Source organism: Devosia nitrariae (genome assembly GCF_030160115.1).
Taxonomy (GTDB): domain Bacteria; phylum Pseudomonadota; class Alphaproteobacteria; order Rhizobiales; family Devosiaceae; genus Devosia; species Devosia nitrariae.
This window is the reverse complement of record NZ_BSNS01000034.1, coordinates 66,094-80,011: the sequence shown is the minus strand read 5'-3', so window position 1 is coordinate 80,011 and position 13,918 is coordinate 66,094. Positions and strand designations below refer to the sequence as shown.

At 65.0% G+C, this 13,918-nt stretch carries 15 protein-coding genes; 9 read left to right on the top strand and 6 right to left on the bottom strand.

Features of this window, described 5'->3' with window-relative positions; genetic code table 11:
• Positions 1–71 precede the first annotated feature (71 nt).
• A complete protein-coding gene (locus QQK18_RS27175; protein ID WP_284343598.1) occupies positions 72–1,355 on the bottom strand; it encodes a penicillin-binding protein activator in 1,284 nt (427 codons plus the stop codon).
• A 55-nt stretch (positions 1,356–1,410) separates the two neighbouring features.
• Here QQK18_RS27175 and rsmI point away from each other — a divergent pair, with 55 nt between their 5' ends.
• From rsmI to QQK18_RS27140, 7 genes are all read left to right on the top strand, one after another.
• Entirely contained in the window at positions 1,411–2,358 is a 948-nt protein-coding gene (gene rsmI, locus QQK18_RS27170; RefSeq protein ID WP_284343559.1) for a 16S rRNA (cytidine(1402)-2'-O)-methyltransferase, read from the top strand.
• The gene (locus QQK18_RS27165) at positions 2,327–2,713 is read left to right on the top strand and encodes a YraN family protein (protein ID WP_284343558.1); all 387 of its coding nucleotides are present in this window, start codon (positions 2,327–2,329) and stop codon (positions 2,711–2,713) included. Before rsmI ends, QQK18_RS27165 begins: the two co-directional genes overlap by 32 nt.
• A gap of 98 nt (positions 2,714–2,811) precedes the next feature.
• Positions 2,812–3,759, top strand: coding sequence for a glutathione synthase (gene gshB, locus QQK18_RS27160; RefSeq protein WP_284343557.1), 948 nt, complete (start codon positions 2,812–2,814; stop codon positions 3,757–3,759).
• A gap of 38 nt (positions 3,760–3,797) precedes the next feature.
• A complete protein-coding gene (locus tag QQK18_RS27155; RefSeq protein WP_284343556.1) occupies positions 3,798–4,052 on the top strand; it encodes a DUF4258 domain-containing protein in 255 nt (84 codons plus the stop codon).
• On the top strand, positions 4,049–4,246 hold the full coding sequence (locus QQK18_RS27150; RefSeq protein ID WP_284343555.1) for a DUF2283 domain-containing protein: 198 nt from the start codon (positions 4,049–4,051) through the stop codon (positions 4,244–4,246). Before QQK18_RS27155 ends, QQK18_RS27150 begins: the two co-directional genes overlap by 4 nt.
• Before the next feature lie 92 nt (positions 4,247–4,338).
• A complete protein-coding gene (locus tag QQK18_RS27145) occupies positions 4,339–5,181 on the top strand; it encodes a DUF4037 domain-containing protein (RefSeq protein WP_284343554.1) in 843 nt (280 codons plus the stop codon).
• A gap of 84 nt (positions 5,182–5,265) precedes the next feature.
• The gene (locus tag QQK18_RS27140; RefSeq protein WP_284343553.1) at positions 5,266–5,892 is read left to right on the top strand and encodes a MarC family protein; all 627 of its coding nucleotides are present in this window, start codon (positions 5,266–5,268) and stop codon (positions 5,890–5,892) included.
• 883 nt (positions 5,893–6,775) lie between these two features.
• Here QQK18_RS27140 and QQK18_RS27135 read toward each other — a convergent pair.
• Positions 6,776–7,612 (bottom strand): glycoside hydrolase family 25 protein, encoded by an 837-nt coding sequence (locus QQK18_RS27135; RefSeq protein ID WP_284343552.1) that lies wholly within the window; start codon positions 7,610–7,612, stop codon positions 6,776–6,778.
• Positions 7,613–7,817: 205 nt separating this feature from the next.
• Between QQK18_RS27135 and QQK18_RS27130 the strand changes: the two genes are divergently transcribed.
• Entirely contained in the window at positions 7,818–9,338 is a 1,521-nt protein-coding gene (locus tag QQK18_RS27130; RefSeq protein ID WP_284343551.1) for a YifB family Mg chelatase-like AAA ATPase, read from the top strand.
• A complete protein-coding gene (locus QQK18_RS27125; protein WP_284343550.1) occupies positions 9,338–10,048 on the top strand; it encodes a DNA alkylation repair protein in 711 nt (236 codons plus the stop codon). Before QQK18_RS27130 ends, QQK18_RS27125 begins: the two co-directional genes overlap by 1 nt.
• Here the strand turns inward: QQK18_RS27125 and QQK18_RS27120 are convergent.
• The 4 genes from QQK18_RS27120 to QQK18_RS27105 all read right to left on the bottom strand — a co-directional run bounded on the left by QQK18_RS27120 (position 10,045) and on the right by QQK18_RS27105 (position 13,911).
• Positions 10,045–10,959, bottom strand: coding sequence for a phosphotriesterase family protein (locus QQK18_RS27120; RefSeq protein WP_284343549.1), 915 nt, complete (start codon positions 10,957–10,959; stop codon positions 10,045–10,047). The genes QQK18_RS27125 and QQK18_RS27120 overlap by 4 nt on opposite strands.
• An 84-nt stretch (positions 10,960–11,043) precedes the next feature.
• The gene (cfa, locus tag QQK18_RS27115) at positions 11,044–12,159 is read right to left on the bottom strand and encodes a cyclopropane fatty acyl phospholipid synthase (RefSeq protein ID WP_284343548.1); all 1,116 of its coding nucleotides are present in this window, start codon (positions 12,157–12,159) and stop codon (positions 11,044–11,046) included.
• A 122-nt stretch (positions 12,160–12,281) separates the two neighbouring features.
• Positions 12,282–13,577: an isocitrate lyase gene (gene aceA / locus QQK18_RS27110; protein WP_284343547.1), complete on the bottom strand. Its 1,296-nt coding sequence runs from the start codon at positions 13,575–13,577 to the stop codon at positions 12,282–12,284.
• A gap of 106 nt (positions 13,578–13,683) precedes the next feature.
• On the bottom strand, positions 13,684–13,911 hold the full coding sequence (locus tag QQK18_RS27105) for a hypothetical protein (protein WP_284343546.1): 228 nt from the start codon (positions 13,909–13,911) through the stop codon (positions 13,684–13,686).
• Positions 13,912–13,918 lie beyond the last annotated feature (7 nt).

Below are 13,918 nucleotides of genomic sequence, written 5' to 3'. Positions count from 1 at the left end.
GGGCGGCCTCAAAGCGGGATCGAAAAAGTGGGAACCGGTTTTTCGCGAAATATCCCGCGACAACAAAAACCTTAGAGCCGCGCTCCGTCGACCGTCACCGCGCCACCGACGCGCACCTCCTTCATCACCAGCGCCATCTGCGCCTTTCCGTCCGGTGCAAAGCGGAAGAGCCCGTCGCGGCCGTTGAAGCCCTGCGGATTGGTGAGGGCGCCCGCGTTGTATTTGGGCTGGGCCATCGACAGCGGCGCCGCATTGGCAAGGATGGTGGCGGTGTAGGCGAGCGTCGTCAGCCGATGCGGAACACCGCCGAACCGCGTCTGATAGTCGGCAAGAATGGCGCGATAGCCTGCCTCGTCGACGGCCGGATAGAGCGCCCCGGCAAGAAAGGGCGTTGCCGCGATGGTCGGGTCGCCTTCCCAGTCGGCCGAACCGATGATGGCGATCGATTGGCGTGCTACGCCTGTGCTGGAGATGAGCCCGGCAAAGAGCGGCGCACTTGTCCGGTCCGGCAGGAACAGCGCATCGACCTCGCCCGAACGGATGCGCGGTTCGAGGTTGTCGACGATACGTCTGGCGTCCGTGGCGCTGGCGAACTGGTGCACGGCGCTTGGGGTAAACCCCATTGCGCCAACCGTCTGGCGGAACGCCGCCTCCTGCGCCTGCCCGAAAGTCGTGGTCGGCACGATGGCGGCAAAGCGCCTGCGCCCCTGCCTCTGGGCGAACGCGAGCGACCGCCTGAGCTCGGTCTCGGGCAGGATGTTGAGGAGGTAGACGCCCGGCCCCGCCGCTGCCGGGGTGTTGGAAAAGCCGATAAGCGGAATGCCCGCCGAGCGCGCCACCGCTCCGGCCGCCGTCACCTGGTCGGCCCGCATGGGCCCGAGGATCAGGCTTGCCCCTTCGCTGACGGCATCGGCGGCGGCGCCCGTTGCGCCGGCAATGCTCACGCCGGTGTCCTTGATGACGATCGTGGTGTTCTCGGCGATATTGGGATTGGTCTCGATATAGCTCATGGCCAGGCGCGCGCCATTGGCCATGGAATGACCGGTCGATGAGAGCGTCGCATCGCCCGTCAGCGGCAGCAGCAGTGCCACGCGAACCGGCCCGCGCCCGATGCTTTCGCCGCTTGCCTGCTGCAGCGGCGGCAGTTCGCTTTGGGTCACGCCCGAGGCCATCGCGGGCTGAGTCGTGGGAAAGCTCGCCGCCTGCTGCGGCTGCACTTGACCTCCCCCGCCGAACGGCAGGGTGATCGTGCGCGAACCGATGGCGAACTCGGTCGGTGTACAGGCGGCCAGCACGGCGGCCCCGACCGCCAGTGCGGCAAGACCGACCTTGCGGATGGTGCCTGCGCGCGGCATGGTCGCCAAACGACTGATCCCTTGTTCTTGAGCTCGCCGCAAAGCCTCGCCCCTTATGGTTAAGTCTTCCTCAACGCCAAGCACCTCGACCAGCCCGGCCGATGAGGAGATCACGGGTGGGAAAGCCGCCCGCTATTTCGTCGCCGGGACCGGCTTCGCCGCCCCGCCGCTGGCGGCCGGCCTTCATGTGGTGGCCACACCCATCGGAAACCTCAGGGACATCACCATTCGCGCCCTCGAGACCCTCGCTGCCGCCGATCTCGTGCTTTGCGAGGACACGCGCACCTCGGCGCGCCTGCTCGACCACTACGGTATCAAGGCCCGTCGCCAGGCCCTGCACGAGCACAATGAACGCGCCCGCATCGGCGAGATTCTCGAGCGCATCGGCAAAGGCGAGGCCATCGCTCTGATCTCGGATGCCGGCACGCCGCTTCTTTCCGACCCCGGCTTTCCGCTGCTGCGGGCGATCGCCGAAGAGAACCTGCCGGTCTTTGCCGTGCCCGGCCCTTCGGCGTTGCTGTCCGGACTTGTCGTTGCCGGCCTGCCGACCGACGCCTTCTGCTTTCATGGGTTCCTACCCACCAAGGCCGGCGCGCGCGCCAAGGCGCTGGCGAATCTCGCCGATTCACGTGAAACGCTGGTCTTCTACGAAAGCCCGAGGCGCCTTTCGGCGACGCTTCTGGCTATGGCCGATGCCTTCGGGCCCGACCGGCCGGCGGCCGTTGCCCTTGAGCTGACCAAACGCTTCGAGCGCGTACATCGCGGCCTGCTTTCAGAGCTTGCGGCGACCTTTGCCGAGGGCGACACCAAGGGCGAGGCGGTCATTCTCGTTGCCGGTGCGCCCGAGCCGGCCGCCGCGAACGAGGCTGACTGGAAGGCCGTGCTCGCCGAGGCGCTCGCCGGCCAGCCGCTGCGCTCCGCCGTCGACGAGATCGCCGCCCGCTTCGGCCTCAAGAGGAAAGACGTCTACAATGCCGCGCTCGCCCTCAAGGCAAAAGAATAAGGTCAAGCTCAATGCCTGGCGTGACGGGCATCGCGGCGAGTTCTGGGCCGCGGTCTACCTGCGCCTGAAGCGCTACCGGATCATGGCGCGCCGAGTGAAGACGCCGCTCGGCGAGATCGACATCGTCGCGCGCCGTTCCGGCGTCACCGTCTTCGTCGAGGTCAAGGCCCGAGCCTTCTCGCATCAGGAAGCCGAGGCGCTGGCGGCGGTCAATCGCCGCCGCATCGTCAGGGCCGCCAGCCTCTACGTCGCCCGCCACCCCCACCTTGCCCATGCCGACCAACGGTTCGATGTGATTTTCCTTGCGCCGTTCGCCTGGCCGCGCCACATCATCAATGCCTTCGACGCCAGCTAACTGGAGCGGGATGCGAAAAAGTGGGCCCCGGTTTTTCGCAAGAATCCTCGACCAAATAGCGCGCTTAAGTGCGAGACCTCAAACTCCGGAATTCATTCATGTCTTTGAAGATCGCCGTGCAGATGGACCCCATCGAGACCATCACCCCCAAGGGCGATTCCACCTTCGCCCTGATGCTCGAGGCCGAGGCCCGCGGGCACGAGCTCGTCTACTATACGCCCGACACCCTTGCGCTTTCCGGCAACATGGTCTCGGCCAATGCAGCGCCCGTCGCGGTCTTCGACAAGGAAAAAGGCGCGCACTTCAAGCTCGGCGAATTCTCGCGCCTCGACCTTGCAACGCAGGACGTCGTGCTGATGCGCCAGGATCCGCCCTTCGACATGAACTACATCACGTTGACGCACATCCTCGAGCGCCTGCATCCGCAGACCTTCGTCGTCAACCCGCCGGCGGCCGTGCGTAATGCGCCCGAAAAGATCCTGGTCACGGAGTTTCCCGAGCTGATGCCGCCGACGCTCGTCACCCGCGACCGGCGGCAGATCCACGACTTCCGGCGCGAGCACGGCAACATCATCGTCAAGCCCCTCTACGGCAATGGCGGGGCCGGCGTCTTCCTGATCCAGGAGGGCGACCATAACCTGGCATCCCTCATCGAGCTCTTCGAGCAGAGTTTCCGCGAACCGTTCATGGTGCAGAAATATCTGCCCGAGGTGAGGAAGGGCGACAAGCGCATCATCCTCGTCGATGGCGAGGCGGTCGCCGGCCTCAACCGTGTTCCTGCCGAGGGTGAGGCGCGCTCCAACATGCATGTGGGCGGACGTCCGGAACTCTCCGATCTGACCGAGCGCGAGCGCGAGATCTGCGCGGCCATCGGCCCGGCGCTCAAGGAACGCGACATGATCTTCGTTGGCATCGACGTCATCGGCGACTATCTCACCGAGATCAACGTCACCTCCCCGACCGGCATCCGCGAGATCAAGCGCTTCGGCGGTCCTGACATCGCCGTGCTGATCTGGGACGCGATCGAGAAGCGGCGGGCGGCCTGACTACCGCCTCCGCAGGCCAGGGCCTCTGGGGCTGAGTGATGGAAAAGCCGATCGCCTATACCGAGCACGCAAAGGTTGCCATGAGCGAGCGCGGTCTCGACCCGGAATGGGTCGAAGCATCGGTGCGCAACCCGCAATGGGTAGAGGCGGATCCGGATGATCCGGAGGTGGTTCGTCACTTTCGCTCGGTACCGGAACACGGTGGCCGCTACCTTCGCGTAGCTCTGGTGGAAACGGTGGCCGAATTCCGTATACTGTCCGCATTCTTCGACAGGCGAGCGAGGCCGAAGTGATCAAACCAACTGTCACCTATGATCCCGAGGTTAATGCCGCTTACATTCGCTTCTCGACCGGCAAGGTCGAGGAGAGCGAAGAGGTCACAGCGGGCATCGTGCTCGACTATGATGAAGAGGGTCGCATTGTCGGCATGGAGGTTCTTAACGCCCGCCAGCACCTGCCGCCCGATGTACTTGAGCAGGCTGCCTAGAGCGGCTCGAGAGCGCGACCGCTCAAGGCCAGCGGGAAGCGAAAATGGGAACCGGTTCTTCGCGACACCCGCGACAACTAAATCTTAGAAGCGTGACCGACCCGATCATCGACCGTCTCCTGCCGGTCCTGATGGGAGTTCCCGGCATTGCCGCTATCGTGCTTGGCGGCTCGCGGGCACGCGGTACCGCCCATCAGGGCTCCGACTACGACATCGGTCTCTATTACGATCCGGCCGATCCGTTCGAGGTTCCGGCCCTGGCTTCTGCGGTGGCGCGAATCGCCGATGAGGGTGATGCCGTCGAGCTGACGCCGATCGGCGGCTGGGGTCCGTGGATCAATGGCGGCGCCTGGATCACCGTTGCCGGATCGGCGGTCGATCTCCTCTATCGCGACCTTGCCGCCGTGAATGCGGTCGTCGATGCGGCGCAGCGCGGCGAGTTCACCATGGCCTATCAGGCCGGCCACCCGCATGTATTCGCCAGCACGATCTGGATGGGCGAAGCTGCCGTGGCCGTGCCACTCCATGATCCGGCCGGCGCCTTTGCCGCCCTGCAGTCACGCGTGCTGCCCTATCCCGAAGCGCTGCGGCGTGCCCTCGTCGAACGCTTTGCCTGGGAAGCGCGCTTTGCTCTGGCAAATGCGCGCAAGGCCCTCGAGCGGCAGGACGCGACCTATGTCGCCGGCTGCGCTTTCCGCGCGCTCTCTTCGCTGGCGCAGGTGCTGTTCGCGCTCAACCGCCGCTACCTCATCAACGAAAAGGGCGCGTTCTCCGAAGCGGCAACCCTGCCCTCCACCCTGTCGGGCCTCGAGAGCGATGTGCGTGACATGTGGCGCCGCATCGGCGACGGCGAACTCGAAGCAGCGTTGAATCGCCTCGACGTGCTCCTCGAAGCACAGGAGAAGCTTGCGTCCACTATGATGTCGTCGCGCTGACGGCTTCGTTCGTCGCAGCCCCGCCGGGGGTGGGCAGACAGGGCCGAAGCGGCTAGACCTTGGTTTCGAGGTTGCGGGGAACCAATGACAAACACCTTCTTCGTTGCGCTGGCAACGCTGTTCGCGACTGTCGGCGTTGCCGACATCGCCTTCATCTTTGCCGGGCTGACCAAGGACAATACGCCGGCCGAGCGGCGGACCTTCGCCACGCGCGGCGTCGTCATCGCCGCGGTCATCCTCTTCTTCTTCGGCATTGCCGGCAACGTCATCCTCGATCTGTTCGGCATCACCATCCCGGCCCTGCGCACGGCCGGCGGCCTGCTGCTTTTCCTGATTGCTATCGACATGGTCTTTGCCCGCCACTCGGGCGGCACCGGCACGACGAGCGAGGAGGAGCGCGAGTCGCGCCAGCGTCAGGATATCTCGGTCTTTCCCCTCGCCATGCCGCTGCTTGCCGGACCCGGCGCGATCAGCGCCGTCATCCTCCTGACCACCGGTGCCCGGACCGACCTCGAGTTCTGGGCGGTACTCCTCGCCCTTGCCCTCATCCTCATCGCCGCCTGGCTGACGCTGCTGATAGCCATCCCCATCCAAAAGCTCTTAGGGCTGACGGGATTGTCGGTGGTCTCGCGCGTCGTCGGCATCCTTCTGGCCGCCCTTGCCGTCCAGTTCGTCTTCGACGGCATCAAGCAGAGCGGCCTGCTGGGTTAGTACCTGTGCCCCGAGGATTTGACCAATCGCCCAAGAGTGACGGCGCGTGTCCTCTGACAACCTCCCAGTTGCCCTAACCTGCCAACATCCCGACCTGTCATCCTCGCGCCACGGCGCTCGGCACGCACCAGCTACCGCGCCCAACCCTCTGAGCACAGCTGCGCACACCGCCTGGGTCCTCGCGTCGAAGCGCGTCGAAGCGCGAGGATGACATCGTGGGGTGGTGGGCGGCGGTGCTAAAGCCGCCGCGGCGTCTCCACATCATCACCTGAGGCCCGCGGATGCGCACTTCCGATCTCTCCGCCGGCCACCAAGACCGCACCCCCTCCGCCGTCATCCTCGCGCTTCGATGCGAGGACCCAGGCGGAGCGTGCAACACGGGACGAGGGTGCGGTAGCTGTTGGATGCCATGTGACGGCGCTGGCGCAATGCGTGGCAGCCAGCACCTCTGCACAGAGGACTTAACCAACCACCAAAGAGTCATAACTCCTGTGCAGAGCCACTAGAGCGGGATGCGGAAAGGTGGCAACCGGACTTGATCCGGGACGGGCCCCGGCTTTTCGCGAGAAGTTCTGTGAGAGCAAAGGGTTAGGGAGGAGACCGATTCGATCGAATCGCGTCATGCTCTGGTCGGTAAAATTTAACGATAAATCAAAGGTTAAGCATCTCTTTACCCTGTCGTTGACCCGTCACCGGCTTGCGCTAGAACCCTCTCATCCAGAGGGACAACGAGGCAGGGACATGCGGATCGCGGCAGCCATTATTCTGATGATGTTCGCCATCATGGCCATTACGGCGCCGACGACCGTCGCCCATTCCGAGATTCTGGTGCCGTTCACGGCACAGGACTAAAGCGCGCGCATCAAATCGCGTCGCGCTCCAGCTACTTTTCGATCCGGCATCGGCCCGTCGGGCCGAGGATATGGACCGCACGCGGATCGCACCCGGTCAGCAGGAAATTCACCCACGCGTTCTGGTCGCCATAGAAGACGTTGCGGTCGACCTCGTTCCGCACGCCCCGCACCACGCCGGTCTGCGTGTACTGCCAGAACGTCCAGTCGTGACGCTGGTAGCGCTCATGCGGCTCGGCGGCCGTCGAACGCAGCCAGAGCGCATTGGGGAAGTGCTCGCCTCGCAGGATCTCGTTGTAGAAGTTCATGTCGGTGTAGATGATCGGGAGCTTGCCCGTATGGGCCTCCATCGACGCCAGCATCACTCGCACCTTCTCGAGGACGTCCGCCTTGGGATGCTTGTTGCGGCAGCTCGAATGGTTGTTCCATTCGAGGTCGAGCACCGGCGGCAGCGCGTCGTAGTCGTTCGGCACCTTGGCGGCGAACCAGGCGGCCTGCTCGGAGGCGAGAGAGCACCAGGTCATGAAGTGATAGGCGCCGCGCGGGATGCCGGCGGCGCGCGCCTTCTCCCAGTTCGTATAGAACATTGGGTCGATGTAGTCCTTGCCCTCCGTCGACTTCATGAACACGAAGTGCATGCCGGCGGCGCGGACCTGGTTGAAATCGATGTCCCCCTGGTAGCGCGCCACGTCAATGCCCTGGATCGGCATGGACCGCGCCCGGTCGACCGCGGCGTGCGGCCGGTTGTCGCCGGGAATAGGCCCATAGAGACCGCCGCGTGCGCAAGCGGCCAATGCCGCAATGAGGAGAACCGTTCCGAAGCCCTTGAGGAGGCGGGAGTAGAGTGTCGCGGGTGCGGCAGCGGGCATTCAGGGGCTCTTTGGATACGCAATACTGGAGCCTTTGATTCAACATCGCCCGGTTAAGGAAAGCTTGCGTTAAGCTTGGCCGCTGCGGCGCATGGTTAATCCATGATGGAGACCAGCGGCTTACACGCATATGTTCTCCAAACGTTCTTGTATGGTGGGGTCAACCCTGCTAGCTTCGCCCGAGGTGGGTTCGGGGGCGTAAAGCATGGTGACGCGGGTTCAGACCGTTGCCTTTCAGGGCATCGACGCGGTGCCGGTCGACGTGCAGGTGCAGATTGCCCCCGGAGAACCCAAGCTGTTCCTTGTCGGACTGCCCGACAAGGCGGTCAAGGAATCGGGCGAGCGCGTGCGGGCGGCGCTGACCTCGTCGGGTCTCGGCCTTCCGCCCAAGCGCATCACCATCAACCTTGCGCCGGCGGATCTGCCCAAGGAAGGCAGCCATTATGACTTGCCCATCGCGCTGGGCCTGATGGCGGCAATGGGCGCCATTCCGCGCGATACGCTCGAGCGCTACGTGGTGCTGGGCGAGCTGGCGCTCGATGGACGCCTCTCCCCCGTCACCGGCGTGTTGCCGGCAGCAATCGCCGCCAACGGACGCGACATGGGACTGATCTGCCCCGCCATTTGCGGGCCGGAGGCCGCCTGGGCGGGCGAGGAGATCGACATCGTTGCTGCCGACAGCCTCCTCGCGCTCGTCAACCACCTGACCGGCCGGCAGCTCGCCCCGCGTCCCTCCCCCAAGCGCTGGCTGCCGGGATCCTCGCTGCCGGACCTTGCCGACATTCGCGGCCAGGAAGTGGCGCGCCGCGCGCTCGAGGTCGCGGCGGCCGGCGGGCACAACATGCTGATGATCGGACCTCCTGGTGCTGGTAAGTCCATGCTGGCCCAGCGCCTGCCCTCGATCCTGCCGCCCCTCAACCCGCGCGAGCTCCTGGACGTGTCGATGATCCAGTCGATCGCCGGCGAACTCGCCGGCGGCGCCATCTCCGACCGCCGCCCCTTCCGCTCTCCCCACCATTCGGCCTCGATGGCCGCGCTGGTCGGCGGCGGCTTGAAGGTGAGGCCGGGCGAGGTTTCCCTCGCCCACAACGGCGTGCTCTTCCTCGATGAGTTGCCGGAATTCTCGCCGCAGGTGCTCGATAGCCTGCGTCAGCCGCTGGAATCGGGCGAGACGGTCATCGCCCGCGCCAACGCCCGCGTGTCCTACCCCTCGCGTGTGCAGCTCGTTGCCGCCATGAACCCGTGCAAATGCGGCATGGCCGGCACACCCGGCCATTCCTGCAAGCGCGGCCCGGCCTGCGCAGCCGACTACCAGGCGCGGGTTTCCGGCCCCTTCCTCGACCGCATCGACATCCGCATCGACGTGCCGGCCGTCTCTGCCGCCGACATGATGACCCCGGCCAAAGCCGAATCCTCCTCGATTGTCGCCGAGCGCGTCGCGGCCGCCCGTGAGCGCCAACTGCGTCGCTATGCAGAGGCGGGTCACCCCGAGGTGATGACCAACGCCGCCGCCGGCCCGACCCTGATCGAGGCCGTCGTCGCACCCGACAAGGAGAGCCAGTCCCTGCTGCTGCAGGCGGCCGAGCGCTTCAACCTCTCAGCCCGCGCCTACCACCGCGTCCTCAAGGTCGCCCGTACTCTGGCCGATCTGGCCGGTTCCGAAAAAGTTGCCCGCCCTCACATCGCCGAGGCGCTGAGCTATAGGCTCAACATGGCGATGAACTGATGGAGAGCATCGACACGCGCGTCGTCGGCATCCTGGCGGAACTGGCCGATAACGGGTCGGAAACCGGCCGGGCGGGTATGGCGCGCTTGGGCGTCAACGCCGATCGCGCCTATGGGGTCAAAATCCCTGTTCTTCGAACCATGGCCAAGAGGCTTGGACGCGACCATCAGCTTGCGCAAACCCTATGGGCGACCGGCCGGCACGAGGCGCGCATCCTTGCCGGCTACATCGCCGAACCGCAAGAGCTGACGCGCGCCGGCGTGGATTCCTGGGTCGCCGATTTCGATTCCTGGGATCTCTGTGACCAGGTTACCGATCTCTTCCTGCCCTGCCCGTTCCTCGATGACGCAATCCGCGACTATGTCGCCGACGAGCGCGAGTTTGTTCGTCGCGCCGGTTTCACCCTCATCGCCGCCCGGGCCGTGCGCGACAAGACGGCGAATGATGATGTATTCCTCGCCTATCTTCCGCTGATCGAGGCACAGGCGACGGACCCGCGCAACTTCGTCAGGAAGGCGGTGAATTGGGCGTTGCGCCAGATCGGCAAGCGCTCGCTTAACCTCCATCCGCACGCGCTGGCGACCGCCGAGCAGCTGGCTGCCAGCCCGGACAGGACCGCGCGCTGGATCGGCCGGGATGCCGTGAAGGAATTGCGCGACGACAGGATTCTCGAGCGTTTGCGCGAGAAGCAGCAGTCGGGCAGAGGCTAGCGCGCGAACGCCTCGAACGGATTCTTGTGCGTCAGCTGCACGATCGCCTCCTCGCCGACGCCTCCAGCTCGTAGCCTCGGGATGATGCTTTCGCTCAATACCGTGTAAGGCTTGGGCGTGCCGCCACCCGGCTGCGCCGGATCATACCAGCCGCGATCGTGGCTGAGCAGCAGCTGCGACTCGAGCCCGGCATCGAGCGCGCGCAGGATCATCGTCACGACGTCCTCGTCCGGCACCGAGCCGATGTGGTCGTACTCGATCCAGGCGCCGCGCGCCGCCACCGCCTTGTGCATCTCGAAGTCCGGTTCGGTCTGGGTGTGGATGGAAATGAACCGGTCGGGGCGCCCGCCCGCCTTCTCGATGATGTCGAGCTGGTCCATCACCACCCGGCCCTTGATCGTATGGCTGCCGATCACCGCGTCCGTCTGCTTGGCCGCCTCGACCGCAGCCTTGAGGATCCGCACCTCGAGGTCGGTGATCCCATCGTCCCCTGCGCTCAATTTGATCCAGCCGGCCGGAACCCCGCTGTCATCCATCTCGTCGACGAGTTCACGCAGCATCCAGTCGGCAAGCTGCGCTTGGCGCGTCTCGCGCACCCAGCTGGGTATCCACGGTTCGCGATAGTTGCCGGTCGGCACGACGATGGGGAAGTTGGTGGCAAGACTCACCGCCAGGTCGAGATCGGCTCGCCGCCCGACGCCGCCGGTCGAGCATTCGACGAGCGCGGTGACGCCCAGCGCCTTGATCGCCTCGATCTGCGGAGCCATCAGGGCGACGACGTCGGCCGCATCCGCCTGCGCATAGCCGGGCTGGTCCGGTGTGCGCAGGTCGACGAAGACGTGCTCGTGCGGCAGGATCATGCCCAGTTCGTCGGCCCGTTTCGGCCCGAGAGTCGTGTAGAGCTGCTTCATGCTGCCAGTCTGGCCCAGGCGCCTGTGCGCCGCAACCTGCCGCGCCATAGATCCCCGAAGGGAGTCACTTTTGTTGAAAACGCTTTAGCGGACCGACTGGTATCCGCCGGGCACGCCATTGGGCGACAGCACAACCTGCCAGAGCGAGATGTTGCGGGCGCGGAAGAGCCCGGCAAAGCTCAATAGATAGTAGCGCCACATGCGATAGAAGCGCGGCCCGTACCTTGCCTCGAGTCGCGGCCACGCCGCATCGAAATTGGCCCACCAGGCAAGGAGTGTCTTGTCGTAGTCGGCACCGAAATTGTGCCAGTCCTCCATGACGAAGATATCCTCGATCGAGCGCCCGATCTGCGCGATCGACGGCAGCATGCCATTGGGGAAGATGTATTTCTCGCTCCAGGGATCGCCATGGGTGGTCGAATGGTGGCCGCCGATAGTGTGAAGCAGCATCAGCCCATCGCGCGTGAGCAGCGAGCGCGCCTTTGCAAAGAATGCCCGGTAGTTCTTGTAGCCGACATGCTCGAACATGCCGATCGACACCACCCGGTCGAACTCGCCCTCGAGCGCCTGGTAGTCCATGAGGCGCGTCTCGGCCGGCAATCCTCGATGCCGTTCGTTGGCGAGCGCCGCCTGCTCCTTGGAGACGGTGACACCGAGCCCTGATATGTCGTACCGCTCGGCGGCGAAGTTGAGGAATCCACCCCAGCCCGAGCCTATGTCGAGAACGCGCATGCCCTTTTCGAGCCCGATCTTGCGGCAGATGAGGTCGAGCTTGGCCTCCTGCGCCGCATCGAGCGTGTCGGCGTCCTGCCAGTATCCGCACGAATAGATCATGCGCCTGTCGAGCATCGCCTCGTAGAGATCGTTGCCGATGTCGTAGTGCTTCTCGCCGACTTCGCGGACCTTGAGCCGCTGCAGGTTGAGAAGCCGCCCCCGCAACGCGCTCCAGGCAATGGCGAGATCCTTTGGAAAGGCATCGTGCACCGCCGCTATGCTGAGCCGGTAGATAAGCTCGTCGAGCGCGTCTACGTCCCACCAGCCATCCGTATAGCTTTCGCCCAAGGCAAGCGTTCCCTGGGCGATGAGGCGACCGTAGAGCCGCTCGTCATGCACCTGCGGGTCGAAGGGGCGGTCGCCGTTGATGCCGATGTCGGCTGCGGCGAGCTGCTGCTCGATGAAGCGTTTGGCGCGGTTGCTCATGAGAAAATCGGCGAAAGAGTCTGACCAATTTAATGAGAGTCAGTGCGAAGTTAACGCCGATTGGTCCAAAGCTTCAATGGCTGCCGCACCGGAAAATATCCAGCGCGGCAGCGGGGGCGGCTTTAATGGAACTGGGCTGTCTCGGTCGAGGCAGCCATGGCCGTTGTGGCGCTTTCGCCCTGGCTGACGGCGAGCGAGACGGCATCGTAATAGGAGGTGCCGACCTCGCGCTGATGGCGCGTGGCGGAAAAGCCGTGGCGTTCGGCGGCGAACTCGGCCTGCTGCAGCCGCGAATAGGCCGCCATGCCCTCCTCCGCATAGGCGCGGGCGAGCTCGAAAGTCGTGAGGCTGAGGTTGTGGAAGCCGGCGAGCGTGATGAACTGGTACTTGTAGCCCATGGCGGCGATTTCGCGCTGGAATACGCGCATGGCCTCTTCGTCCATATGCTTGGCCCAGTTGAACGAGGGCGAGCAGTTGTAGGCCAGCATCTGCTCGGGGTGTTCCTTGCGGATGGCTTCGGCAAAGCGCCGTGCCTCGGTGAGGTCGGGTTTGCTCGTCTCGCACCAGATGAGATCGGCATAGGGCGCATAGGCGATGCCGCGGGCGATCGCTGCGTCCATGCCGCCCTTGAGGCGGTAAAAGCCCTCTGCCGTGCGCTCGCCGGTCACGAACGGTGCATCGTACTCATCGATGTCGGAGGTGATGAGCCGGGCAGCCTCGGCATCGGTGCGCGCCATGATCAGCGTCGGCACGCCCATGACGTCGGCGGCAAGGCGCGCGGCGTTGAGCGTGCGCACGAACTGGCCTGTCGGCACCAGCACCTTGCCGCCCAGGTGCCCGCACTTCTTTTCCGAGGCGAGCTGGTCCTCGAAGTGGACGGCGGCGGCGCCCGCCTCGATCATCGCCTTCATCAATTCGAAGACATTGAGCATGCCACCGAACCCGGCCTCGGCATCGGCAATGATCGGCACGAAGAAGTCGTGGTCGGTGGTGGCGATGCCGTCAGCCTTCTCCATCGCCTGGATCTGGTCGGCCCGTTGCAGAGCCTTGTTGATGCGGCGGACCACCGCCGGCACGCTGTCGACCGGATAAAGGCTCTGATCGGGATACATGTTGCCTGAGCTATTGGCGTCGGCCGCCACCTGCCAGCCGGAGAGATAGATGGCCTTGAGACCTGCCTTGACCTGCTGCACCGCCTGGTTACCGGTGAAGGTGCCAAGCGTCGGTACGAATTCCTCATTGTGCAGCAACTCCCAGAGCTTCCTGGCGCCGTTCTCGGCCAATGTATGGCCGATCGCCAGCGAGCCCGCGAGCCGGCGCACGTCTGTCATGGTGTAGTCGCGCCTGATGCTTGCCCAGCGGTCCGTCGCCCAGTCGGGGGTCGGAAAGCGTTCGGGTTGGTTGGGTTTGTCGAGCATGGGTCATTCCTCCTCATGAGTGGGGCAAAGCTCCGTCGCGCCCGCACGCGGCGGGGTCGGCACGAACGGTGATTCACGTGAAACCGGCGAGAGCGCCGGGTACCGGCTAGTCCGAGACGGTCCGCCGGAAGGTCGCAGCGAACATGCCGCCGCCCTGGAACAGCTCGGATGTCGTGTCGCCCGCCACCAGTGCGAACTGGTGCCGCCCGATCTTGCCGGCGATCGAATAGCCCTCGGTATCGAGACCGCGCCCCTTGAACTGCGCCATGGCCTCCCCGGCGGTGGAGGCGATGATGGTCAGATATTCCTCGCGTTCCGTGGCTGTGGTGGTCATTTCAAAT

Bases quoted from the DNA above. Each gene is read 5' to 3' on its own strand.
- QQK18_RS27175 (WP_284343598.1), bottom strand. From the start codon at position 1,355: ATGCCGCGCGCAGGCACCATCCGCAAGGTCGGTCTTGCCGCACTGGCG.
- rsmI (WP_284343559.1), top strand. From the start codon at position 1,411: ATGGTTAAGTCTTCCTCAACGCCAAGCACCTCGACCAGCCCGGCCGAT.
- QQK18_RS27165 (WP_284343558.1), top strand. From the start codon at position 2,327: ATGCCGCGCTCGCCCTCAAGGCAAAAGAATAAGGTCAAGCTCAATGCC.
- gshB (WP_284343557.1), top strand. From the start codon at position 2,812: ATGTCTTTGAAGATCGCCGTGCAGATGGACCCCATCGAGACCATCACC.
- QQK18_RS27155 (WP_284343556.1), top strand. From the start codon at position 3,798: ATGGAAAAGCCGATCGCCTATACCGAGCACGCAAAGGTTGCCATGAGC.
- QQK18_RS27140 (WP_284343553.1), top strand. From the start codon at position 5,266: ATGACAAACACCTTCTTCGTTGCGCTGGCAACGCTGTTCGCGACTGTC.
- QQK18_RS27135 (WP_284343552.1), bottom strand. From the start codon at position 7,612: ATGCCCGCTGCCGCACCCGCGACACTCTACTCCCGCCTCCTCAAGGGC.
- QQK18_RS27130 (WP_284343551.1), top strand. From the start codon at position 7,818: ATGGTGACGCGGGTTCAGACCGTTGCCTTTCAGGGCATCGACGCGGTG.
- QQK18_RS27125 (WP_284343550.1), top strand. From the start codon at position 9,338: ATGGAGAGCATCGACACGCGCGTCGTCGGCATCCTGGCGGAACTGGCC.
- QQK18_RS27120 (WP_284343549.1), bottom strand. From the start codon at position 10,959: ATGAAGCAGCTCTACACGACTCTCGGGCCGAAACGGGCCGACGAACTG.
- cfa (WP_284343548.1), bottom strand. From the start codon at position 12,159: ATGAGCAACCGCGCCAAACGCTTCATCGAGCAGCAGCTCGCCGCAGCC.
- aceA (WP_284343547.1), bottom strand. From the start codon at position 13,577: ATGCTCGACAAACCCAACCAACCCGAACGCTTTCCGACCCCCGACTGG.
- QQK18_RS27105 (WP_284343546.1), bottom strand. From the start codon at position 13,911: ATGACCACCACAGCCACGGAACGCGAGGAATATCTGACCATCATCGCC.